Source organism: Pseudoduganella sp. OTU4001, from assembly GCF_038440195.1.
In the GTDB taxonomy this organism is placed as follows: domain Bacteria; phylum Pseudomonadota; class Gammaproteobacteria; order Burkholderiales; family Burkholderiaceae_D; genus Rugamonas.
Map to the genome: position 1 here is coordinate 83,699 of NZ_JASATG010000007.1, position 21,320 is coordinate 105,018.

Annotated in this window: 18 protein-coding genes; 14 read left to right on the forward strand and 4 right to left on the reverse strand. The window is 67.9% G+C overall.

The features are described 5' to 3' along the window. Positions 1–22: 22 nt before the first annotated feature. The 3 genes from lpxO to AAHE99_RS08865 all read left to right on the forward strand — a co-directional run bounded on the left by lpxO (position 23) and on the right by AAHE99_RS08865 (position 2,525). Complete coding sequence (gene lpxO / locus AAHE99_RS08855) at positions 23–922, forward strand: lipid A hydroxylase LpxO (protein WP_342116589.1); 900 nt, start codon at positions 23–25, stop codon at positions 920–922. A gap of 6 nt (positions 923–928) precedes the next feature. Next, on the forward strand, positions 929–1,762 hold the full coding sequence (locus AAHE99_RS08860) for an alpha/beta hydrolase (RefSeq protein WP_342116590.1): 834 nt from the start codon (positions 929–931) through the stop codon (positions 1,760–1,762). A gap of 121 nt (positions 1,763–1,883) precedes the next feature. Continuing rightward, complete coding sequence (locus tag AAHE99_RS08865; RefSeq protein WP_342116592.1) at positions 1,884–2,525, forward strand: PEP-CTERM sorting domain-containing protein; 642 nt, start codon at positions 1,884–1,886, stop codon at positions 2,523–2,525. Here AAHE99_RS08865 and AAHE99_RS08870 read toward each other — a convergent pair. Together AAHE99_RS08870 and AAHE99_RS08875 are read right to left on the reverse strand one after the other, a co-directional pair. Beyond that, the gene (locus AAHE99_RS08870) at positions 2,522–3,292 is read right to left on the reverse strand and encodes a substrate-binding periplasmic protein (protein ID WP_342116593.1); all 771 of its coding nucleotides are present in this window, start codon (positions 3,290–3,292) and stop codon (positions 2,522–2,524) included. The two genes, AAHE99_RS08865 and AAHE99_RS08870, sit on opposite strands and share 4 nt — an antisense overlap. A gap of 7 nt (positions 3,293–3,299) precedes the next feature. Then, positions 3,300–4,295 carry a YeiH family protein gene (locus tag AAHE99_RS08875; protein ID WP_342116594.1) on the reverse strand — a complete coding sequence of 332 codons (996 nt, stop codon included), beginning with the start codon at positions 4,293–4,295 and terminating at the stop codon, positions 3,300–3,302. 132 nt (positions 4,296–4,427) lie between these two features. On the opposite strand from AAHE99_RS08875, the gene AAHE99_RS08880 reads away from it, so the two are divergent. Further along, the gene (locus AAHE99_RS08880; RefSeq protein ID WP_342116595.1) at positions 4,428–5,465 is read left to right on the forward strand and encodes a 3-keto-5-aminohexanoate cleavage protein; all 1,038 of its coding nucleotides are present in this window, start codon (positions 4,428–4,430) and stop codon (positions 5,463–5,465) included. After that, complete coding sequence (locus AAHE99_RS08885; RefSeq protein WP_342116596.1) at positions 5,462–6,049, forward strand: RBBP9/YdeN family alpha/beta hydrolase; 588 nt, start codon at positions 5,462–5,464, stop codon at positions 6,047–6,049. Before AAHE99_RS08880 ends, AAHE99_RS08885 begins: the two co-directional genes overlap by 4 nt. Here AAHE99_RS08885 and AAHE99_RS08890 read toward each other — a convergent pair. Further along, positions 6,026–8,719: a LuxR C-terminal-related transcriptional regulator gene (locus AAHE99_RS08890; protein WP_342116597.1), complete on the reverse strand. Its 2,694-nt coding sequence runs from the start codon at positions 8,717–8,719 to the stop codon at positions 6,026–6,028. The two genes, AAHE99_RS08885 and AAHE99_RS08890, sit on opposite strands and share 24 nt — an antisense overlap. Before the next feature lie 141 nt (positions 8,720–8,860). Between AAHE99_RS08890 and AAHE99_RS08895 the strand changes: the two genes are divergently transcribed. The 9 genes from AAHE99_RS08895 (at position 8,861) to AAHE99_RS08935 (ending at position 20,980) form a co-directional block, all read left to right on the forward strand. Beyond that, entirely contained in the window at positions 8,861–10,684 is a 1,824-nt protein-coding gene (locus AAHE99_RS08895; protein WP_342116598.1) for a DUF1302 domain-containing protein, read from the forward strand. A 13-nt stretch (positions 10,685–10,697) separates the two neighbouring features. Continuing rightward, positions 10,698–12,050 (forward strand): DUF1329 domain-containing protein, encoded by a 1,353-nt coding sequence (locus tag AAHE99_RS08900; RefSeq protein WP_342116599.1) that lies wholly within the window; start codon positions 10,698–10,700, stop codon positions 12,048–12,050. Positions 12,051–12,126: 76 nt separating this feature from the next. Beyond that, positions 12,127–13,110, forward strand: a complete 984-nt coding sequence (locus AAHE99_RS08905) for a YCF48-related protein (RefSeq protein WP_342116600.1) — start codon at positions 12,127–12,129, stop codon at positions 13,108–13,110. Between the two features lie 5 nt (positions 13,111–13,115). Continuing rightward, entirely contained in the window at positions 13,116–15,521 is a 2,406-nt protein-coding gene (locus tag AAHE99_RS08910; RefSeq protein WP_446728910.1) for an efflux RND transporter permease subunit, read from the forward strand. Next, on the forward strand, positions 15,521–17,152 hold the full coding sequence (locus AAHE99_RS08915; protein ID WP_342116733.1) for a 3-(methylthio)propionyl-CoA ligase: 1,632 nt from the start codon (positions 15,521–15,523) through the stop codon (positions 17,150–17,152). Before AAHE99_RS08910 ends, AAHE99_RS08915 begins: the two co-directional genes overlap by 1 nt. A 13-nt stretch (positions 17,153–17,165) precedes the next feature. Continuing rightward, on the forward strand, positions 17,166–18,140 hold the full coding sequence (locus tag AAHE99_RS08920) for a quinone oxidoreductase family protein (protein WP_342116602.1): 975 nt from the start codon (positions 17,166–17,168) through the stop codon (positions 18,138–18,140). 10 nt (positions 18,141–18,150) lie between these two features. Beyond that, positions 18,151–18,999 carry a TauD/TfdA dioxygenase family protein gene (locus tag AAHE99_RS08925; RefSeq protein WP_342116603.1) on the forward strand — a complete coding sequence of 283 codons (849 nt, stop codon included), beginning with the start codon at positions 18,151–18,153 and terminating at the stop codon, positions 18,997–18,999. 8 nt (positions 19,000–19,007) lie between these two features. Then, positions 19,008–20,315, forward strand: a complete 1,308-nt coding sequence (locus AAHE99_RS08930; protein ID WP_342116735.1) for an MFS transporter — start codon at positions 19,008–19,010, stop codon at positions 20,313–20,315. Beyond that, positions 20,312–20,980 (forward strand): DsbA family protein, encoded by a 669-nt coding sequence (locus tag AAHE99_RS08935; protein WP_342116604.1) that lies wholly within the window; start codon positions 20,312–20,314, stop codon positions 20,978–20,980. The genes AAHE99_RS08930 and AAHE99_RS08935 overlap by 4 nt, the downstream gene beginning before the upstream one ends. 10 nt (positions 20,981–20,990) lie before the next feature. Here AAHE99_RS08935 and AAHE99_RS08940 read toward each other — a convergent pair whose 3' ends face one another. Further along, positions 20,991–21,317 carry a hypothetical protein gene (locus tag AAHE99_RS08940; RefSeq protein ID WP_342116606.1) on the reverse strand — a complete coding sequence of 109 codons (327 nt, stop codon included), beginning with the start codon at positions 21,315–21,317 and terminating at the stop codon, positions 20,991–20,993. Positions 21,318–21,320 lie beyond the last annotated feature (3 nt).

The window sequence follows — 21,320 nt, forward strand, 5'->3', positions numbered from 1 at the left end:
TGGATCTAGCCGAGGTTTCCCGATGAAATGGGCTGTTGTTGGTTTCTACATCTTGTCCGTGCTGCACATTCACTTCCGTGGCAAGGTGCGCCTGCCGATCGGCCGCCAGCTGTTCGACCACTCGTCGTTCATGGCCCCGATCAATATTTTCATGCACTGGTTCTCGCGCGTGCCGTCCACCCCTTACCTGCCGGTCGACACGTTCAAGGAGCTCAAGCCGCTGGAGGATAACTGGGAAGTGATCCGCGCCGAGGCGGAAAACCTGCTGCGCCTGCAAAAGATCAAGGCGTCGGAGAAAAACGACGATGCCGGCTTCAATTCCTTCTTCAAAAACGGCTGGAAGCGCTTCTACCTGAAATGGTACAACGCCAGCCATCCATCGGCGCAGGAACTGTGCCCGCAGACCTACGCGCTGCTGGCCGCCATCCCGTCGGTGAAGGCCGCCATGTTTGCCGAGCTGCCGCCGGGCGGCAAGCTCAATCCGCACCGCGACCCGTTCGCCGGTTCGCTGCGCTACCACCTGGGCCTGGCCACGCCGAACGATGACCGCTGCTTCATCGACGTTGACGGCGAGCGCCATTCCTGGCGCGACGGCCAGGGCGTGATCTTCGACGAAACCTATATCCACTGGGCCATCAACGGCAGCGAGAGCGACCGCATCATCCTGTTCTGCGACGTCGAGCGCCCGATGCGCTTTGGCTGGGCGCAGGCGGTCAACCGCTTCCTCGGCCGCACCATGATGACCGCCGCCGCCTCGCCCAACGAGCAGGGCGACCAGGTTGGCCTGGTGTCCAAGCTGTTCCGCGTGTCCTTCTATGCCGGCAAATACCGCCGCGCTTTCAAGGCCTGGAACAAGACCGTCTACAAGATCACCAAGTTTGGCTTGATCATCGGCCTGGCTGCGGCGATCTTCTACATCTAATCCGGCATGCTGCGATTCCTGCACGGCGCCCTGGCTCTCGGCCTTGGCGCCGTTGTTTTTTGCGGCGCCGTTGCGGCCGCGCCGCCGGCCGGCGTGCAGCGCGACATCCCGTACGGCAGCGATGCGCGCCAGCGTTTCGATGTCTACCTGCCGGCCCAGGCGGCGCCCGGCGCGCCGGTCATCTTCATGGTGCATGGCGGCGGCTGGCGCATCGGCAGCAAAACCGAAACGGCGGTGGTGCAGAACAAGGCGCCGTATTTCACCGCGCGTGGCTACGTCTTCATCTCGATCGATTACCGCATGCTGCCCGATGCCGATCCCTTGCAGCAGGCGCGCGACGTGGCGCTGGCGCTGGCCGCGGCCCAATCGCGTGCAGCCGGCTGGGGCGCCGACCCGCGCCGCTTTGTGCTGATGGGGCATTCGGCCGGCGCGCACCTGGTGGCGCTGCTGGCGGCCAATCCGTCGCTGGCGCCGGGCGCCAGCTGGCTGGGAGTGGTCGCCCTCGATAGCGGTGCGCTGGACGTGCCGGACATCATGCAGCAGCGCCACCTGCCGCTGTACGACGCTGCCTTCGGCCGCGATCCCGCTTTCTGGCGCCAGGTCTCGCCGCAGCACGCGCTGCAGCCCGGCGCACAGCCTTTCCTGCTGGTGTGCTCCAGCCAGCGCGAGCGCGCCTGCCGCCAGGCACACGCTTTTGCCGCCCGCGCGCAAGCGGCCGGCGTCCGCGCCGAGGTGCTGGAGCAGGCCAAAAGCCACCGCGACATCAACCTGCAGCTGGGCGCCGACCCGGCCTATACCGGCGCCGTGCAAACCTTCCTCGACAGCCTGGGCGCGCGCTGAAACGCACAAAATGTCGGATTTCTTTACAGTGCAATCCATGCATCGTTTAAAATCAGCAACTTAAATTGCATGGCTCGATTTTTGCTTATTTATCGGCAACTTGAATTATCTTGGAGAAAGTATGAAAAAGCTGTTGCTGGTCCTCGCCACCGCACTGCTCGCAGTAAGCCAATCCGCCCATGCCGGCCTGATTTTCACCGTGCATAAATTCACCGAGAGCTCGGTCACTTTCTCGCTGACCGGCCAGATGCCGACAGCTGTGCCGCAAGTCGATGGATCGACGACGCTGGACCCTGGTCCGGCCCACCTCAACCTGCTTTACACCGGCAACCTGTGGGCCGGCGCCGGCAACGCCCTGGTCGCCAGCTCGCTTAGCGGCGACCCCTTTGTCGGCTCGGGCGGCCTGGGCGAAGGCTGGACCGGCGGCTGGGGCGACTGGGGCCTGGCCGTGAACTTCACCTCGATGGAGATGCGCTCGGAGCTGACCAGCCTGTTCGGCAGCGGTGAGCAAGTCACCCTGTCCTGGGACGGCACGCCCCTGCTGAACCCTCTTGGCACCGGCACCATTGCGCTGTACTGGGGCAGTGTGGCGTTCGGCGTCGACGCCGCCGAAATGATCAACGTGCCGTTTGGCGCTACGCAAGTGGTCAACGGCGCTATCCAGCCGGCCGCCAATGAAGTGCCGGAACCTGCCGGCGCCGCCCTGTTCGGCCTTGGCCTGCTGGCGCTGGGCGCGCTGCGCCGCAACCGCCACCGCGCTTAACGGCAGCCCTCCGCCAGCGTGAAGTGATAGCGCTGCGCGATGCGGCGCCACTCGCGGTCGCACGGCATGGCGGCCGCAATCCTGTCCAGTTCCTGCGCCAGTTCCGGCTCGCCCTTGCCCAGCACGAAGTGGCGGCCGAACTGGTTGAACGGCTTGTCCCCCACATGCAGCTGCCCCACGGGCAGCTTTTCCTTATCCATCTGCCGCTTCAGGTAGCGGAATGAACTCAGCGGCATCACGGTGAAATCCGCCTCGCCTTTCGACAGCCGGCGCAGGTTGGTGATGGCGTCGGCTGCATTGCTGCGCGCGATGCCTTTGCCTACGTATTCGTCGATGCCGGGATAGCGGTTGCCGTAGATGCCGGCAAAGCGGAAGCCCACCAGCGAAGCCGGCCCCTCATAGCGTACGGGATTCTCCACGCGCGACACCACCACATTGCTGTCGTCCAGGAAGGGCGGGCTCCAGTGGAAGCGCTTTTGCGGCACGTCGCCGATGAAGACCGGCGCCAGGAATAGCGCCACGCCATGGAAGCCGCCCGGCGCCTCCATCAGCTGGTTCAGGTCGCGGCGCGGCAGCGACACCAGTTCCAGCGTATGCCGTCCGCCCAGCTTGCGGTTGACGTAAGCCACCAGCTCGGGCGCCAGGCCGCGCCTGCCCTCCACATAGGGCGCACCGCCGTAGCTGTTATAGGCTTTGATCGTGATGGCAGCGGCAGGTGCGGCGCCGACGGCGCTGCAAAGCGCCAGGAGCAGGATGGGGCGTCGCATCAGCCGATCATACCATCGCGCCGCCCCACTTCAATGCAACCAGTACAAGCGCCGCCAGGAAGGCGGTTTCGGCCAGCATCAGCAGCACGGGCTTGATGCCGACGGTTATGATTTCCTGCAGCCGGGTGCGCACGCCGATGGCGGCGATCGAAGCCACCAGGCACCAGCGCGCCAGGCTGTTGGCGCCGTCCTGCACCGCGTGCGGGATCACGCCGGTGCTGTTGATCGCCACCAGCACCGCAAAGGCCACTGCGAACCAGGGCAGCATGGGGACCTTGGCGCCAGCGTCGCCGGTGCTGCGGCGCACGCGCAGCGCCATCGAGATGGCGAAGATCACCGGCAGCAGCATGGCCACGCGCAGCAGCTTGACCACGGTGGCGGTGTCGCCGGTGGTGGTGGACAGGCTGTAGCCCGCGCCCACCACCTGCGCCACGTCATGGATGGTGCCGCCCAGGAAAATGCCGGCCTGCTGCGGCGTGAGGCCGAGCGCTGTCACCAGCGGCGGGTAGGCGATCATGCAGACGGTGGACAGCAGCGACACGCCGATCACGGTGAAGATGGTGGCGCGCTCGCGCATCGGCTGGTCGGGGAAACTGGCGGAAATCGCCAGTGCTGCGGAAGCGCCGCAGATCGCGGTGGCGCCGCCGCTCAGCATGCCGAACGCGGTCTTGAAGCCCAGCAGGCGCGCGCCCAGCAGGCCAAAGCAGATGGTGGCCACCACGGCGCCCACCACCAGCAGCACGGTAAAGGCGCCCAGCTCCGCCACCTGGCCGAACGTGATGCGCATTCCCAACAGCGCCACGCCGGTGCGCAGCACGCCCTTGGCGCACAGCTCCAGGCCGGCCACGCAGCGGCCTTCCTGCGACAGGAAATTCACCGCCATGCCCAGCAGCAGGGCAAACAGCATGGCCGAGGCGCCGTAATGGTCGGACAGGAAGGTTGCCGCGGCGGCAATGATGGCGCTGACGCACAGGCCGGGGAAATACAGGTTGATTGCCTTCATGGCGGCACTCCGCAGGTTGGATGCGCCCATTCTGCGTGGCGGCGCGGCCCCCCGCCCCCCTCGCTGGTGGGGGGGTAAAGCAGCCGGAATCGGTCGAGGATGTGATCAACATCAATCGCAAAAGGACCTACCATGAACTTCCTCGACGGCTCGCTCCACCCAGAAAACCAGGAAAAGCTGGTCATTACCTGCGCCCCTTACGGCCCGGAGTGGATGCCGGCCGACTTCCCGGGGGATATTCCGGTGACCATGCAGGAGCACGTGCAAAAGGCGGTGGACTGCTACAACGCCGGCGCCACCGTGCTGCACCTGCATGTGCGTGAGCTGGACGGCCACGGCTCCAAGCGCCTGTCGATGTTCAACGAACTGCTGGACCGCCTGCGCACTGCGGTGCCGAAGATGGTGCTGCAGGTGGGCGGCTCGATTTCCTTCGCGCCGGAAGGCGAGGGCGAAGTGGCCAAGTGGCTGAGCGACGACACGCGCCACATGCTGGCCGAGCTGACCCCGCGTCCGGACCAGGTGACGGTGGCGGTCAACACCAACCAGATGAATATCGTCGAGCAGATGTGCGAGGCCGACCTGCGCGGCACCTCGATCGGCGAGCCGGCCATGTATCACGCCTATCGCGAAATGACCATCCCGGCCGGCCCGGGCTGGCTGGAAGAGCACATCAAGCGCCTGTCGGCCAACGGCATCCAGTCGCACTTCCAGCTGGCCAATATCACCCAGCTGGAAACCATCGAGCGCATGATGCGCCGCGGCGCCTGCAATGTGCCGCTGATCCTGACCTGGGTGGCGATCGGCGGCGGCTTCGATGCGCCGAACATCTACAACCTGGCCAACTTCGTGCGCGCCTGCCCGGACGGCTCGGTGCTGACCTTGGAGTCGTCCATGCTCAACGTGCTGCCGGTGAACATGATGGCGATCGCCATGGGCCTGCATGTGCGCTGCGGTATCGAGGACAATATCTGGACCCAGGACCGCAAGGAGAAGATGTCCAGCGTGCGCCAGATCGAGCAGCTGGTGCGCATTTCCGAGGAATTCGGCCGCGGCGTTGCCGATGGCGATGAAGCCAAGCGCATCTACCGCATCGGCGAGTTCTACAAGGATGCCGACGAAACCCTGGCGCGCAACGGCTTTGCGCCGAACCGCAAGGTGCGCGCGGCATGAGCGGCTATACCGTCCTGATTGTGCCGGGCCTGCGCGACCATGTGCCGGGCCACTGGCAGACCATCCTGGAAGCGCGCCTGGCATCGCAGGGGCGCAAGGTGCGCGCGGTGGCGCCGATGGGGCGCGGCGACCTCGATTGCGGGGCGCGCCTGCAGGCCATCGAACGCGCGGCGCAGGCTATCGACGGCCCGCTGCTGCTGGTGGCGCATAGCGGCGGCTGCATCATGGTGGCGCACTGGGCGCAGCAGACCACGCGCCGCGTGGCAGGCGCGCTGCTGGCGGCGCCGCCGGATTTCGAGTCGCCGATGCCGGAAGGTTATCCGACCCTGGCTGAACTGTCGGATGCCGGCTGGCTGCCGGTGCCGCGCACCGTGCTGCCATTTCCCAGCCTGGTGGCCACCAGCAGCGACGATCCGCTCGGCGCGTTGGAAAGGGTGCGCGAACTGGCCGAGGATTGGGGCGGCCGGGAAGTGCACCTGGGCGCGGTCGGCCACCTGAACCCGGCTTCCGGCTACGGCGACTGGCCGCAGGCCGACAGCCTGCTGCGCGAGCTGGCGGTGTCAGCCGCCCTCCAGCAGGCCTAGCAACTGGGCGCGCCGCACCACGTGCTTGCGTGAGGCGGCGTCCAGCTTGCCGAACAGGTTTTTCAGGTGCCACTTCACGGTCTCTTCTCCGACCGCCATCGCCTGCGCAATCTCCTTGTTGGACAGGTTGCGCGCCAGTAGTTCCAGTACTTCCCGTTCTTTCGGCGTCAGCACCATGCTGGGCAGGGCGCGCGGCGCGCTGGCGCCAGCGGGGCTGCCCTTGTCGCCGCCCGCGCGCGCACTAGCGCTTGCGGCGGCGGCGCTGTCGGCCAGCGCACTGGCCTTGCGCGCCAGCCAGTCGGCCAGCATCGGATGCGCATCGGCCAGCGTGCGCTGCAAGCCGTAAGTGGCAGCCAGGTTCTGCGCCTCATGCAGCAGGGCCTCGCCGTCGCGCCCGCACTGGCGTGTGGCCAGCGCGCGCAATCCCATCGCCTGCACGGTAATCCGTCCAAAGCGCAGCGCTGCGGCGCGTGTGCCGGCCTCGTCCAGCGCCGCCAGCGCGCCCTGCCAGTCATGGCCGGCCATTGCAGCGTATGCCTGCGACAGCGCGTGCAGCATGTCCAGCGGTGCGCGCCACAGCGGGCCGTCGCCCGGCGCCGCGCCCGGGGCAAGCAAGGCCTGCAAGCGCTCCAGCGCGGCGCGCGCGCTTTCGGCGCGCTGCTGGCGTGCGTGCAGCTGCACCTGTTCGACCAGGCTGGCGGCGCACAGGCGCGGCAGGCTGCGCGCAGCCCCCAGCGCGTGCAGGCCTTCCAGCAAGTCCAGTGCTCGGTGCTCGGCGCCTTGCGCCAGCGCGCAGCGCGCCGCCGTACGGTAGGCCAGCAGCACCGTATCGGGCGTGCCGCTGCGTTCCAGCACGTCCAGGCGGTAGGCCAGCAGGGCCTGTGCTTCCTCCACTTCGCCGGCCTCGTATTCGGCGGCGGCCAGCAGGGCGGCAAACATGGCCGCCAGCGGGTGGCGCCGTCCCAGGTCGGCGTCGGCGCGCTGCAGGGCCGGGCGTACGGTCTGCTGCGCCAGGCGCACCTGGCCTTCCCACAGATAGCTTTGGCCGACCAGGAACTCGCCCCAGCGCCGCACGTAGCTGCTGGCGGCGGCTGCCGGCTGCGGCGCCTGCTGGTGGCGGCGCGCCCGTGCCGGGTCGCCTTGCAGGGTGGCGGTGGCGGCCAGCCGGTTGGCGTGCGCTTGCAGCAGCCATGGGTCGCTGGTGGGCGGTGCGGCGCCGGCCCATGGCGCCATCAGCGCCACGAAACGGTCCACCTCGTCGGCGTAGTAGGCGGCGGCACTGACGATCAGCGCGCATTCATAGCGCAGCGCCGCATCGTCGCCGGCCGCCTGTTCGATCGGCGCCACCAGTTGCTCGGCTTTGCGGTGGTGCTCGCCCAGCGCCATCACCCAGGCGGCCGCCAGGCCCAGGCGAGGGCGGCGCGCCAGTTCCTCCTCCGGCAGCAGCTGGCGCCATTGTTCCAGTGCGCCCAGTTCGCCCTGGCGCACCGCATCCAGCAGGCAGCGCTCGGCCAGGTCGAAGGCCAGCGCGGTCTGGCCGGCGGCGTGCGCCTGGCGCGCGGCTTCCTGCAGCATGCCGCGTTCGGCCAGCCATTGCGCGGCGCGCGCGTGCAGCGGCTGGCGCCGTTCGGCCGGCCAGCTTTGCAGGCGTTGCAGCAGCAGTTCGTGCGCCAGCGGGTGCAGGCGGCACCAGGCGCTGTCTTCGGCCACCAGGAACAGCGGCGTTTCGCGCGCCAGGCGCGCCAGGCGCGCGGCGGCGTCGGCCTGGCCGCTGACGGCCACGCACAGCTCGGGGTGGGCGGAATTGGTGATGGCCGTCGCCAGCAGGAAGTCCTGGTCGGCCGGCGCCAGGCGGTCCAGCAGCACGCCCATCACGCGTTCGTGCAGGGTGCCGTTTTCGGCGGCCAGGCTGGTCAGCGCGGCGCCCGGCTCGCGGCCATGCTCCATGGCCGCCAGCGCCAGTTGCAGGCCGAGCGGCCAGCCGGCGGTCAGTTCATGCAGGCGCGCGCTGGCTTCAGCATCCACGGCCGCGCCAAAGCGCACCGCCACCAGCTTGCGCGTCTCGTCGTAAGAAAATCGCAACAGTTCAGGACCGACAACCACGCACTGGCCATAGGCCAGCAGCTCGCCCAGCAGATCGGCCAGGCTGGCGCGCGCCGCCGCCACCACGCGCAGGTTCTGCGGTGCGTTGTGCATCAGGTAGGCGAGCAGCTCGGCGCTGGCCGGCGGCAGGGTGTCGGCTTCGTCCACCATCAGCAGCACGTCGAGCGAGGTGGCGGCCAGTTCGGCCAGCCAGGCGGTCAGGGCGTCCAGCGGATGGTCGGTAATCGACGCGCCTTCCAGCAGCTGGCTGCCGAAAGCCGGCCGCGCGCAGCCGTTGCGCACCGCCTGCACCAGCGCACGCACGAAACGTGCCGGTTCATCGTTGTAATCAGCCAACAGCCAGGCCACCGCCGCGCCGCCGCCCAGCGCCTCGCGCCGCCACTGCGCCAGCACCGAAGTCTTGCCGTAGCCCGCTGGCGCCTGCAGTGCCAGCACCGGGCAGCCGCGGAAATGCGGGTCCGACAGCTGCAGCTTGGGGCGCAGCAGCATGTGCCGTGGGGCGCGCGGCGGAGTAGTCTTCAGTATGAGATCGGTCGCCGCGTCGCGGGTGCCGCTGGAAAAAAGCATGGCAGGTGGCTGGTTGCGTTGGTGTTAACGATTATCTCCGAGGGGGCGGGAGGGGGGAAGCCCCCCCGTTCGGGGTGGGGAAGGGGGCGGCGGTGCGGCATAGCATGGGGTCACATACCAATAAAACTTGGAGGAGATCAGGTGAACAAGATTCACATCCCGCGCCCCTTGCGCATGACCGTCGCCGTCGCTGCAGCACTGTGCAGCAGCGGCCCGCTGCAGGCAACTGAAATCGAAACCGGCAATCCGGACCTGGCTATCCGCTGGGATAACACGTTCAAGTACAACTACGCCAACCGCGTCAACCAGCAGCACCAGGGCATCCTGAAGTCGGCCAACAACGACGACGGCGACCGCAATTTCGGCCGTGGCACGGTGTCCAACCGCGTCGACCTGCTGACCGAATTCGACGTGGTGTACCAGAAGAGCATGGGCTTGCGCGTGTCCGCCGCGGCCTGGCACGATGGCGCTTACCGCGACCTGGATAACGCCAACGTCGCCAGCAGCAACCACGTGGTGGGCGGCAAGCCGGCGCTGGGCCTGTCCGAGTATGCGCGCCGCTACCACTACAGCGGCGGCGAACTGCTGGACGCCTTTGTCTTCTTCAATACCGACGTGGCCGAGCGTCCGCTCAACCTGAAGCTGGGCCGCCACACCGTGGTGTGGGGCGAGAGCCTGCTGACCCCGGTGCACGGCGTGAACTACGGCCAGTCCTCGCTGGACCTGATCAAGGCCTACACCGTGCCGGGCACCGAGGCCAAGGAACTGTTCCTGCCGCGCTCCCAGGTGTCGGCGCAATTCTCCGCCACCGACGAACTGTCGTTCGCGGCGCAGTACTTCTTCAAGTGGAAACCGGCGCGCCTGCCGGAAGCCGGCTCCTTCCTCGGCTTCTACGATTATGGCTTCCAGGGCGCCGAAGCATACAACCTGGGCCCGCTCGGCCTGGCCTACAAGCAGCAGGACAGCACGCCGGAACAGCGCGGCGACTGGGGCGTGTCGGCACGCTGGAGCCCAGCATGGCTGGATGGCACCGTGGGCGCCTACGCCCGCCGCACCGGCGACCTGCTGCCGCAGGCGAACGTGCGCCTGGTCGGCCTGCCGCTGGCATTGCTGGGCGGCGCCGGCGGCGCGGCGGCCGGCGGCGCAGCGTGCAAAGCCTTCATCCCGGGCGCGGTGGTGGCCGGCGCCAATTGCGCCTTCTATCCTGGCCAGTTGAGCGCCAACGCCTACCAGCTGGAATACGCCGGCAAGGTCGACGTGTTCGGCGTGTCGCTGTCCAAGAGCGTGGCCGGCGTGTCGGTCGGCGCCGAACTGTCGTACCGCCGCAATATGCCGCTGGTCAGCACCTCGCCGATCCTGATGCCGGTGGGGACCAATGCCGCCGTGGTAGGCGCGCTGGCCAAGGCCTTCGCCCCGACCTCCGTCGCAGCGGCTGCGCTGCCGGGCGAGGGCGGTGTCAGCGGTGCGGTGGGCAACACCATGCACGGCCTGGTCAACGTGTTCGGCATCACCGCCAAGACCCCGCTGTTCGATGCGGCGACCTGGATCGCGGAACTGACCTGGAACAAGGCCACCAGCGTCAAGCGCGGCGCCCAGTTCTACAAGGGCCGCGCCGACTACACCGGCGTCGACAAGGTGGACGGCGATTTCTACGGCCTCGCCGCCAACTTCACCCCGACCTGGTACCAGGTGTTCCCGGGCGTGGACGTGTCGGCCCCGATGTCGGCCAGCGTGGGCCTGAAAGGCAACTCGCCGATCCTGGTGGGCGGCAACAAGGACGCCGGCAACTACAGCCTGGGCCTGTCCTTCGACATCCGCGCCAAGTACAAGTTCGACCTGAAGTGGACCGACTTCTTCGGCCCGCTGGGCTACAACGCAGCCGGTGCGATCAGCTCCAATGCCGGCACTTCGCCACTGCTGAAGGACCGCGGTTTCATCTCCGCCACCTTCAAGACCACTTTCTGAGTTGAGGAATACCATGCATATCAAACAGATCGCACTGGCCGCGCTGCTGCTGGCAGCCGGCGCCGCCAACGCTGCCGTGACGCCGGAAGAGGCCAGGCAGCTGGGCACCACCCTGACCGCCGTCGGCGCCGAAAAGGCCGCCAACAAGGACGGCACCATCCCTGAATACACCGGCGGCCTGGCCAGCGGCCCGGCGGTGGCGAAAGGCAGCGGCATGCGCGCCGACCCGTTCGCGGCCGACAAGCCGCGCCTCGTCATCAACCAGGCCAATATGGCGCAGTTTGACGACAAGCTGACCGCCGGCACCAAGGAACTGCTGAAGCGCTACAACACCTACCGCGTCGACGTCTATCCGACCCGCCGCAGCGTGGCCCTGCCGAAGTCCTACCTGGAAAACACCGCAAAGAACGCCCTGACCGCCAAGACCACCGACGGCGGCGTGGGCATGGAGGGCGCACTGGCCGGCGTGCCGTTCCCGATCCCGAAGACGGGCCATGAGGTGATGTGGAACCACCTGATCCGCTACCAGGGCCAGGCCTACACCACCAAGTTCGATTCCTGGAACGTGGACTCCTCCGGCGTGGCGACCCTGGCATCGACCGGCGAAATCTTCACCGAATTCCCGATCACCGATCCAAAGCGCACCGAGACCGTCAAGCAGAACGACGTCTTCTTCCGCACCAAGGTGTACTACTCGGCGCCGGCGCGCCGTGCCGGCGAATCGCTGCTGGCGGTGGATGCGGTCAATCCGGTGGTGCAGCCGAGGAAAGTATGGCAGTACCTGCCGGGCCAGCGCCGCGTCAAGCTGGCGCCGGACATCGCCTACGATACCCCGAACCCGGCATCGGTCGGTTCCGCCACCTACGACGACACCTGGATCTTCAACGGCGCGCTGGACCGCTTCGACTTCAAGCTGGTGGGCAAGAAGGAAATGATCGTGCCGTACAACGCGTACAAGATCTCCTACCACAGCAAGCCGGCCGATATCACCGGCCCGAAGCACGTCAATCCGGACATGGTGCGCTGGGAGCTGCACCGCGTGTGGGTGGTGGAAGCGACGCTGAAGCCGGGCAAGCGCCACATCTACAGCAAGCGCGTGTTCTATATCGACGAGGATAGCTGGAGTGCAGTGGCGGCCGACCAGTACGATGCGCGCGGCCAGCTGTACCGCGCCTCGTTCGACCACCTGACCTACAGCTACGACGCGCAAGCGCTGCAGACCGGCAACCACATGATCTACGACTTCGTCAGCGGCAGCTACAACATCACCGGCATGGCCGGTCCGCACGGCGGCACCCGTTACATCGACCCGTTGAAGGCGTCCGAATGGACGCCGGACAGCCTGGCAGGGACGGGGGTTCGCTAGGCAATACGGTGTCTCTTTGCTGCCGGGTGGGCGATGCCCATCGCCTCCCGGCGGTTTTTTTTAACGGACAAGTACTATGAACCGAATTCTCTCCTCGCTGGCCGCCGCCGCTGCAGTATCAGCCGCCTGTGTCGCCGCCATTGCCGCAGACACCCCGCGCGCGCCCAGCTTCGCCGACCCGCTCGATGTGCCGGCCATGAAGAGCCCCCTGGCGCCGCGCGCGCCGGTCAATGCGCTGGCCCGCGCCGGCAAGCGCCTGGTCGCAGTGGGCCAGCGCGGCCACATCCTGTTCAGCGATGACAGCGGCGACAGCTGGCAGCAAGCCAGCGTGCCGGTCAGCGTGGACCTGACGGCGCTGGCCTTCGCCACGCCGCAATTGGGCTGGGCCGCCGGCCACGATGGCGTGATCCTGCATAGCAGCGACGCCGGCGCCACCTGGCAGCGCCAGTCCGACGGCCGCGACGCCGCCAAAACCGACGACCGCCCGCTGCTGGCGCTGCACTTCAGCGACGCCGCGCACGGCATCGCCGTCGGCGCTTTCGGCCTGGCGCGCTGCACCGAAGACGGCGGCGCCCACTGGCAAGCCTGCGAGGAGCGCCTGGACAACCCGCAAGGCATGCACCTGAACGCGATCGCCGCCATCGGCGACGCCATCTATATCGCCGGCGAGCAGGGCGTGCTGCTCAAGCAAGCCGCCGGCAGCCAGCGCTTCACAGCGCTGCAACAGCCTTACAAGGGCAGCCTGTTCGGCATTGCCGGCAGCGGCAGCAAGCTGCTGGCCTTCGGCCTGCGCGGCAATGCGTTTTACAGCGACGACAACGGCCTGACCTGGAATCAGGCCGACACCGGCGTGCGCAGCGGCCTGTCGGCCGGCGCAGCGCTGCCGGATGGCAGCTGGCTGCTGGTCAGCCAGGCCGGCCAGCTGCTGCGCAGCGAAGGCGGGCTGTCATTCAAACAGGTGGCCGGCGTAGCCCCTGAACCTGCGACCGCCCTGCTGGCGGTGGCGCCAGGCCGCCTGGTGGTTGGCGGCGTGCGCGGCCTGCGCGTGGAGACGAAATGATGAAGATGGAATCCCCTGACGCGATGCCGGTGGTGCATTCGCTGCAAGACTTTGACCGCAACTCCGGCAACCTACTGGAGCGCCTGGTGTTCAACCACCGCGCCTGGCTGGTGGCCGTGTGCGCGGTGCTGACCGCGCTGCTGGCCTGGCAGGCGGTGGCGCGCCTGACGCTGAACGCCAGCTTTGAAAAGATGCTGCCGCAGTCGCAGCCCTACATCCAGAATTACCTGGCCAACAAGGACAGCCTGCGCGGCCTGGGCAACGCGGTGCGCGTGGTGGTGGAAAACCCGCAAGGCGACATCTTCGACCCGCGCTTCATGGAGTCGCTCAAGCAGGTCAACGATGAACTGTTCCTGACCCCGGGCGTGGACCGCGCCTGGATGAAATCGATCTGGACCCCGTCGGTGCGCTGGAACGAAGTGACCGAGGACGGCTATATGGGCGGCCCGGTCATGCCCGACAACTACGACGGCAGCGCGCGCAGCGTCGAGCAGCTGCGCCTGAACATCGCCCGCGCCGGCATCGTCGGCCGCCTGGTGGCCACCGATTACCGCTCCGCCATGATCTTCGTGCCGCTGCTGGACAAGGATCCGGCCACCGGCAAGCCGATCGACTACGCCGCGCTGTCGGCCGCCATCGACACCACGGTGCAGAAGGCCGGCGGCGGCAAGTACCCGGTCACCGTGCGCACCATCGGCTTCGCCCGCCTGGTGGGCGAACTGATGGCCGGCATGAAGCAGGTGCTGGCCTACTTCGCCATCGCCGGCATCGTCGCCACCGCCGTGATCTACGCCTACACCCGCTGCGTGCGCTCCACCATCCTGGTGGTGGCCTGCTCGCTGGTGGCGGTAGTGTGGCAGCTTGGCCTGGTGGCGGCGCTCGGTTTCGAACTCGACCCGTTCTCGATCCTGGTGCCGTTCCTGGTGTTCGCCATCGGCGTCTCGCACGGCGCACAGAAGATGAACGGCATCATGCAGGACGTCGGCCGCGGCACCCACCTGCTGGTGGCCGCGCGCTACACCTTCCGCCGCCTGTTCCTGGCCGGCCTGACCGCGCTGCTGGCGGACGCCGTGGGCTTCGCCGTGCTGATGGCGATCGACATTCCCGTGATCCGCGACCTGGCGCTGACCGCGTCCATCGGCGTGGCGGTGCTGATCTTCACCAACCTGCTGCTGTTGCCGGTGCTGCTGTCCTACGTCGGCGTATCGCCGGCAGCAGCGCGCCGCTCGCTGGCCGAGGACGATGCGGCGGTACACGGCAAGGGCCTGGGCAAGCTGTGGCTGACCCTGGACCGCTTCACCGAACGCCGCTGGGCCATCATCACGGTCGCCATCTCTGCGGTGCTGGCGGTGGGCGGCCTGGCCGCCAGCTTCCGCCTGCAGATCGGCGACCTGGATGCCGGCGCACCGGAGCTGCGCGCCGACTCGCGCTACAACCAGGACAATGCCTACATCACCAGCCACTACTCGCTGTCCTCCGACCAGTTCGCGGTGATGGTGAAGACCGCGCCGGAAGGCTGCCTGAAATACGAAACCCTGGTCGAAGCCGACCGCCTGGCCTGGCAGCTGCGCCAGGTGCCGGGCGTGCAGACCACCATCTCGCTGGCCGACGCCGTGCGTCAGGTCACCGCCGGCGCCTCCGAAGGCAGCCCGAAATGGCTCACCCTGTCGCGCAACCAGGACGTGCTGAATTACGGCGCCCAGCAGGCATCCATCAACAACCCGGACCTGTTCGACCGCGCCTGCACCACCATGCCGGTGATCGCCTACCTGGCCGACCACAAGGCCGGCACCCTGGACCAGGTGGTGGCCAGCGCCGCCGCCTTCGCCGCCGCGCACTCCACGCCCGAGCGCCAGTTCCTGCTGGCCGCCGGCAGCGCCGGTATCGAAGCGGCCACCAATATCGTGGTCAAGCAAGCCAACCGCGTCATGCTGGCGCTGGTGTATGCCGCCGTGGTGGTGCTGTGCTTTATCACCTTCCGCAGCTGGCGCGCGGTGCTGGTGGCGGTGCTGCCGCTGGTGCTGACCTCCATTCTGTGCGAGGCGCTGATGGTGGCGCTGGGCATGGGCGTCAAGGTCGCCACGCTGCCGGTGATCGCGCTCGGTGTCGGCATCGGCGTCGACTACGCGCTGTACCTGCTGTCGGTGCAGCTGGCGCGCCAGCGCGCCGGCGACACCCTGGCCGAAGCCTACCGCCACGCCGTGCAGTTCACCGGCAAGGTGGTGGCCCTGGTGGGCGTGACCCTGGCCGCCGGCGTGGTGTGCTGGGCCTGGTCGCCGATCAAGTTCCAGGCCGATATGGGCATCCTGCTGACCTTCATGTTCACGCTGAACATGGTGGGCGCACTGGTGCTAGTGCCGGCCCTGTCCCATTTCCTGTTGCGTAATGTGAGTGTAAGGAGCGCCAAATGATGCGCGGTTTGATGCAAGAACAGCCACTGCTGATTTCCACCCTGATCGCCCATGCGGCGGCGGCCCACCCGCATCGCGAGATCGTCTCGCGCAGCCCGGAAGGCCTGGTGCGCACCAGCTACGGCGCCATCGAACAGCGCGCACGCCGCATGTCGACCGTGCTGGCCCACCTGGGCATCCAGCCGGGCGACCGCGTGGCCACCCTGGCGTGGAACGACCACCGCCATATGGAGCTGTATTTCGGCGTGTCCTGCATGGGCGCCGTGCTGCACACGATTAACCCGCGCCTGTTCGCCGAACAGGTCGAGTACATCGTCAACCACGCCCAGGACCAGTACATCTTCTTCTCGCCGAATTTCGCACCGCTGCTCGAGCAGCTGGCGCCCAAGCTGCCGAGCGTGAAAGGCTTTATCGCCATGTGCCCGCGCGCCCAGATGCCGGAAGCAAACCTGCCGATGCTGCTGTGCTACGAGGACCTGCTGGCTGCCGAACCGGAGACGCATCCGTGGCCGCACTTTGACGAGAACAGCGCCGCCGCCCTGTGCTACACCTCCGGCACCACCGGCGAGCCGAAAGGCGTCCTGTATTCGCACCGCTCCACCGTGCTGCACTCCTTCGCCGCCTGCGCGGTCGACGGCCTGGGCGTATCCGGCGCCGACACCGCGCTGCTGGTGGTGCCGATGTTCCATGTGAACGCCTGGGGCATGCCGTACGCCGGCGCCATGTGCGGCGCCAAGCTGGTGCTGCCCGGCCCGCAGCTGGACGGCAAGAGCATCTACGAACTGCTGCGCGACGAACGCGTGACGCTGGCGCTGGGCGTGCCGACGGTCTGGCTGATGCTGTTCCGCCACGTTGACGAACAGGCGCTGCAGCCGCGCACGGAATTGTCGCTGCGCCGCTGCATCATCGGCGGTTCGGCCACGCCGCGATCGATGCTGGAGAAATTCGAGCAGGACTTCGGCTGCCAGGCCATCCCGGCCTGGGGTATGACCGAAATGAGCCCGCTCGGCACCGTCTGCAAGCTGTTGCCGCGGCATGAGTCGCTGCCGCGCGAAGAGCGCCGCCGCATCCAGCTCAAGCAGGGCAGGGGCGTGTTCGGCGTCGCCATGAAAATCGTTGACGAAGACGGCGACTCGCTGCCGCACGACGGCGCCAGCGCCGGCCTGCTGAAGGTGCGCGGCCCATGGATCGTCTCGTCCTACTACGGCCGCGAAGGCGAGCAGGTGCTGGACGCCGACGGCTGGTTCGATACCGGCGACGTGGCCACCATCGACGCCGACGGCTTCATGCAGATTACCGACCGCGCCAAGGACGTGATCAAGTCCGGTGGCGAGTGGATTTCCTCGATCGACCTGGAAAACGCCGCCATGGGCCACCCGGCGGTCGCGGAGGCCGCCGTGATCGGCCTGCCGCACCCGAAATGGCAGGAGCGCCCGCTGCTGGTGGTGGTGCGCAAGGCCGGCGCGGCGCTGGATCGCAAGGAAATGCTGGACTTCCTGGCCAGCCGTGTGGCGAAATGGTGGTGCCCCGACGATGTGGCCTTCGTCGAGAGCCTGCCGCATACAGCCACCGGCAAGCTGCAGAAACTGGCGCTGCGCAAGCAATTCGCGGATTACCGCTTTACTGAATAATAAGGAGAAGGCCATGGCCAACCGTGTACGATTTTATGAAACCGGCGCCCCCGACGTGCTGCGCTTCGAACAATATGAGCCGGGCGAGCCTGGGCAGGGCGAGGTGCGCGTGCGCCACGCCGCTGTCGGCCTGAATTTCGCCGACTGCTACTTCCGCACCGGCATGTATCCGGCGCCGCTGCCGGCCGGCATCGGCGTGGAAGCGGCAGGCACCATCGAAGCGGTCGGCCCCGGCGTGACCGGCTTTGCGGTGGGCGACCGCGTCACCTACACCGGCAGCCCGCTCGGCGCCTACAGCGACGTGCGCTGCATGCCGGTCGCTTCGCTGATCAAGCTGCCCGACGAAATCCCGTTCGAGACCGCCGCCGCCATGACCATGCGCGGCCTGACCTCGGCCTACCTGATGCGCGCCATCTACCGCTGGCAGGCCGGCGACACCTTCCTGCTGCACGCGGCGGCGGGCGGCGTGGGCCTGATCGTGACGCAGTGGGCCAAGCTGCTTGGCCTGAACGTGATCGGCACCGTCTCCAGCGAGGAAAAGGCCGAAGTGGCGCGCGCCCACGGCTGCGACCACATCATCTACTACAAGAAGGAAGACGTGGCCCAGCGCGTCAGGGAACTGACCGGCGGGCAGGGCGTGCCGGTGGTGATCGACTCGGTCGGCAAGGATACCTTCCAGGCTTCGCTCAATTCGCTGCGCCGGCGCGGCCTGCTGATCGGCGTCGGCACCGCTTCCGGCCCGTTCCCGCCGATCGATGCGCTGCAGCTGGCGATCCGCGGCTCGCTGTATTTCACCCGCCCGGCGCTGGCCGACTACATCGCCGACCCGCTGGAACGCGCCGAGCTGTCGGGCGAGCTGTTCGACCATGTGATCAAGGGCCGCATCAAGATCGAGGTCAACCAGCGCTACGAGCTGAAGGACTGCGTGCAGGCGCACCAGGACCTGGAAGCAGGCCGCACCACCGGCTCGTCGATTTTCGTTATCTGAGGAGGACGCGATGCGCGTCGAACAACTGACCTGCAGTATCGGTGCCGAAGTCTCCGGCATCAGCCTGGGCGATGCGGCGCGCGACGACGCGCTGTTCGCCGAGATGAATTCCCTGCTGCTGAAGCATAAGGTGCTGTTCCTGCGCGACCAGGACATCACCCGCGCCGAGCACGTGGCTTTCGCCAGCCGCTTCGGCAAGCTGGAAGACCACCCGGTGGTGGGCAGCGACCCTGACCATCCGGGCCTGGTGCGCATCTACAAGGATCTCGATTCCAAGCCGGACTTCTACGAAAACGCCTACCACTGCGACGCCACCTGGCGCGCCGCGCCGCCGTTCGGCTGCGTGCTGCGCTGCATCGAGTCGCCACCGGTGGGCGGCGACACCATCTGGGTCAATATGGGCGAGGCCTACCGCCGCCTGCCGGACGACATCAAGAAGAAGATCGAAGGCCTGCGCGCCAAGCACGGCATCGAGCACACCTTCGGCGCCGCCATGCCGCCCGAGAAGCGCGCCGCGCTGGCCGCCCAGTTCCCGCAGGCCGAGCATCCGGTGGTGCGCACCCACCCGGAGACGGGCGAGAAGATCCTGTTCGTGAACGCCTTCACTTCGCACTTCGCCAACTACCACACGCCGGCCAATGTGCGCTTCGGCCAGGACTTCGCGCCCGGCGCCAGCGAGCTGCTGAACTATCTGATCGCGCAGGCTGCGATCCCCGAGTACCAGGTGCGCTGGCGCTGGAAGAAAAACAGTGTCGCGATCTGGGACAACCGCTGCACCCAGCACTACGCGGTGATGGATTACTGGCCCGCCGTGCGCAAGATGGAACGCGCCGGCATTATCGGCGACGTGCCGTTCTGACCATGGGCATGCCACTGCACCAGGAGCCGCTGCCGGAAGGCGCCGTGCTGCCGCCGCGCGGTTACGCGTGGATCGTCTTCGCCTGCACCTTCGGCCTGCTGCTGTCCGACTACATGTCGCGCCAGGTGCTGAACGCCGTGTTCCCGCTGCTGAAGGCCGAATGGGGCCTGAGCGATACCGAACTCGGCTCGCTGGCCGGTGTGGTGGCGCTGATGGTGGGCCTGCTGACGGTGCCGTTGTCGGTGCTGGCCGACCGCTGGGGGCGCGTGCGCTCCATCGTGCTGATGGCGGCCCTATGGTCGCTGGCCACGCTGGGTTGCGCGCTGGCCGAAGGCTATGGCCAGATGCTGCTGGCGCGCTTCTTCGTCGGCATCGGCGAGGCGGCGTATGGCAGCGTGGGCGTGGCGCTGATCCTGTCGATCTTCCCATCGCACCTGCGCGCCACGCTGACCGGCGCCTTCATGGCCGGTGGCGCCTTCGGCTCCGTGCTGGGCATGGCGCTGGGCGGCGCGATTGCCGCCAAGCTGGGGTGGCGCTGGTCGTTCGGCGCCATGGCCTTGTTCGGTTTCGCGCTGGTGGTGCTGTACATGCTGCTGGTGTCCGAGCGCCGCCTCAGCAGCGCCGGTCCTGCGCCCTCGCGCCGCGCCGCTGGCGCGGGCGAACGTTCCTGGCAAGCTGCCTTGCGCCCGCTGGTCGGTTCGCGTTCCGTGCTGTGCGCCTATGCCGGCAGCGGCCTGCAGCTGTTCGTCATGGCCAGCGTGATCGCCTGGATGCCCAGCTTCATGAACCGCTACTACGGCATGCCGGCCGACCGCGCCGGCGCCGCAGCAGCCGTCTTCGTCCTGCTGGGCGGCGCCGGCATGGTCTTGTGCGGCGTGGTCACAGACCGCGTCAGCCGCCACGACGGCGCGCGCAAATGGAACAGCGCCATCGCCTACTGCCTGCTGGCCTGCATCCTGCTGGGCGCCGGTTTCAGCCTGCCGCCCGGTCCAGCGCAACTGGCGCTGCTCGGCGTCGGCATGCTGTTCGCCGCCGGCACCTCCGGCCCGGCCGGCGCCATGGTCGCCAACCTGACGCCAGCCTGGTGCCACGGCGCCGCCTTCGCCGTGCTGACGCTGGTGAACAACCTGCTTGGCCTGGCCCCGGGTCCCTTCCTGACCGGCGCCCTGGCCGACCGCATCGGGCTGGCCGGGGCCCTGCAACTGGCGCCGCTGCTGGCGCTCGGCGCGGGCATGCTGTTCGCGCTGGGCCGCCGCAACTACGCCGCCGACCTGGCGCGCCTGGGCGTGGCCGCCGATGACCAGGGTGCGGCATGAGCGCCCCGCGCAAGTTGACGGTTGATTTCTGGTTCGACCTGGTTTGCCCCTGGTGCTGGATCGGCCTGCGCCAGCTCAAGGGCGCGCAGCAGCGCCTGCGTGCCAGCGCGCCCGACCTGGAGCTGGAAGTCCGCTACCAATCCTTCCCGCTGCTGCCGCACCTGCCGCGCGAAGGCTTGCCCTACCTGGAGTTCTACCTGCGCCGCCTGGGCGGACCCGCCGCACTGGCGCACCGCCGCGCCCAGATCCAGGCCGCGGGGCAGGGCATCATTCCGCCGTTGGCCTTCGACCGCATCACCACCATGCCGAACACGCTGCTCGGCCACCGCATGCTGCAATTCGTGCAGGCGCACGCCAGCGACGCCATACCTGCGTTGCTGGAAGATGTCTTTGCAGCCTGGTTCACGGAGGGACGCGACATCGGCAATGCCGCCGTATTGGCTGCCCTGGCGGCGCCCCATGTGCCCGATCCTGCCGCACTGGAAGCCTGGCTGGCCGACGACGCCGGCTGGCAGTCCGCCCTGCATGCAGCCTTGCAGCCGGGACGCGCGGAAGTGGGCGGCGTGCCGTGCCTGACCACGACGGGTCAACCGCCGCTGAGCGGCGTCACCGGCACCGACTACCTGCACTTCTGGCTGACGCAGGCCGCCCGCGCCGCCGCCTGAAACGGCATGCTCAGCGCGCAGACGGCGCGCGCTGGCGCGCTTCCTCGCGCGTCAGGATCCAGACCCGGTCGATCAGGCCATTCATGTCTTCCGTATAGTTGACGATGACGTCCTTCTCGCGCAGCGAACCTGGCGTGACGGTCATGTTCTCATCGCTGACGATGCGCGCAGCGGGCGAGAGCTGGCGCAGCTTGCCGTCGATATAGATATCCGGCGCATAGGCCGGCGTCATCTTGCCGCGCTTGGCGGTGGCGGGGAAAGGGCGAGGCTCCGCCTGGGCCATGGCCGGCAGGGCGACGCAGGCCGCAAGGGCCATCAGGAAATGTCGTTTGTCCATGCG

Excerpts from the sequence above, each read along its gene's own strand:
- AAHE99_RS08880 (WP_342116595.1), top strand. The coding sequence starts at position 4,428 with ATGAACTTCCTCGACGGCTCGCTCCACCCAGAAAACCAGGAAAAGCTG.
- AAHE99_RS08905 (WP_342116600.1), top strand. The coding sequence starts at position 12,127 with ATGAACCGAATTCTCTCCTCGCTGGCCGCCGCCGCTGCAGTATCAGCC.
- AAHE99_RS08910 (WP_446728910.1), top strand. The coding sequence starts at position 13,116 with ATGGAATCCCCTGACGCGATGCCGGTGGTGCATTCGCTGCAAGACTTT.
- AAHE99_RS08940 (WP_342116606.1), bottom strand. The coding sequence starts at position 21,317 with ATGGACAAACGACATTTCCTGATGGCCCTTGCGGCCTGCGTCGCCCTG.
- AAHE99_RS08865 (WP_342116592.1), top strand. The coding sequence starts at position 1,884 with ATGAAAAAGCTGTTGCTGGTCCTCGCCACCGCACTGCTCGCAGTAAGC.
- AAHE99_RS08875 (WP_342116594.1), bottom strand. The coding sequence starts at position 4,295 with ATGAAGGCAATCAACCTGTATTTCCCCGGCCTGTGCGTCAGCGCCATC.
- AAHE99_RS08860 (WP_342116590.1), top strand. The coding sequence starts at position 929 with ATGCTGCGATTCCTGCACGGCGCCCTGGCTCTCGGCCTTGGCGCCGTT.
- AAHE99_RS08925 (WP_342116603.1), top strand. The coding sequence starts at position 18,151 with ATGCGCGTCGAACAACTGACCTGCAGTATCGGTGCCGAAGTCTCCGGC.
- AAHE99_RS08900 (WP_342116599.1), top strand. The coding sequence starts at position 10,698 with ATGCATATCAAACAGATCGCACTGGCCGCGCTGCTGCTGGCAGCCGGC.
- AAHE99_RS08920 (WP_342116602.1), top strand. The coding sequence starts at position 17,166 with ATGGCCAACCGTGTACGATTTTATGAAACCGGCGCCCCCGACGTGCTG.
- AAHE99_RS08915 (WP_342116733.1), top strand. The coding sequence starts at position 15,521 with ATGCGCGGTTTGATGCAAGAACAGCCACTGCTGATTTCCACCCTGATC.
- AAHE99_RS08885 (WP_342116596.1), top strand. The coding sequence starts at position 5,462 with ATGAGCGGCTATACCGTCCTGATTGTGCCGGGCCTGCGCGACCATGTG.
- AAHE99_RS08935 (WP_342116604.1), top strand. The coding sequence starts at position 20,312 with ATGAGCGCCCCGCGCAAGTTGACGGTTGATTTCTGGTTCGACCTGGTT.
- lpxO (WP_342116589.1), top strand. The coding sequence starts at position 23 with ATGAAATGGGCTGTTGTTGGTTTCTACATCTTGTCCGTGCTGCACATT.
- AAHE99_RS08890 (WP_342116597.1), bottom strand. The coding sequence starts at position 8,719 with ATGCTTTTTTCCAGCGGCACCCGCGACGCGGCGACCGATCTCATACTG.
- AAHE99_RS08870 (WP_342116593.1), bottom strand. The coding sequence starts at position 3,292 with ATGCGACGCCCCATCCTGCTCCTGGCGCTTTGCAGCGCCGTCGGCGCC.
- AAHE99_RS08930 (WP_342116735.1), top strand. The coding sequence starts at position 19,008 with ATGCCACTGCACCAGGAGCCGCTGCCGGAAGGCGCCGTGCTGCCGCCG.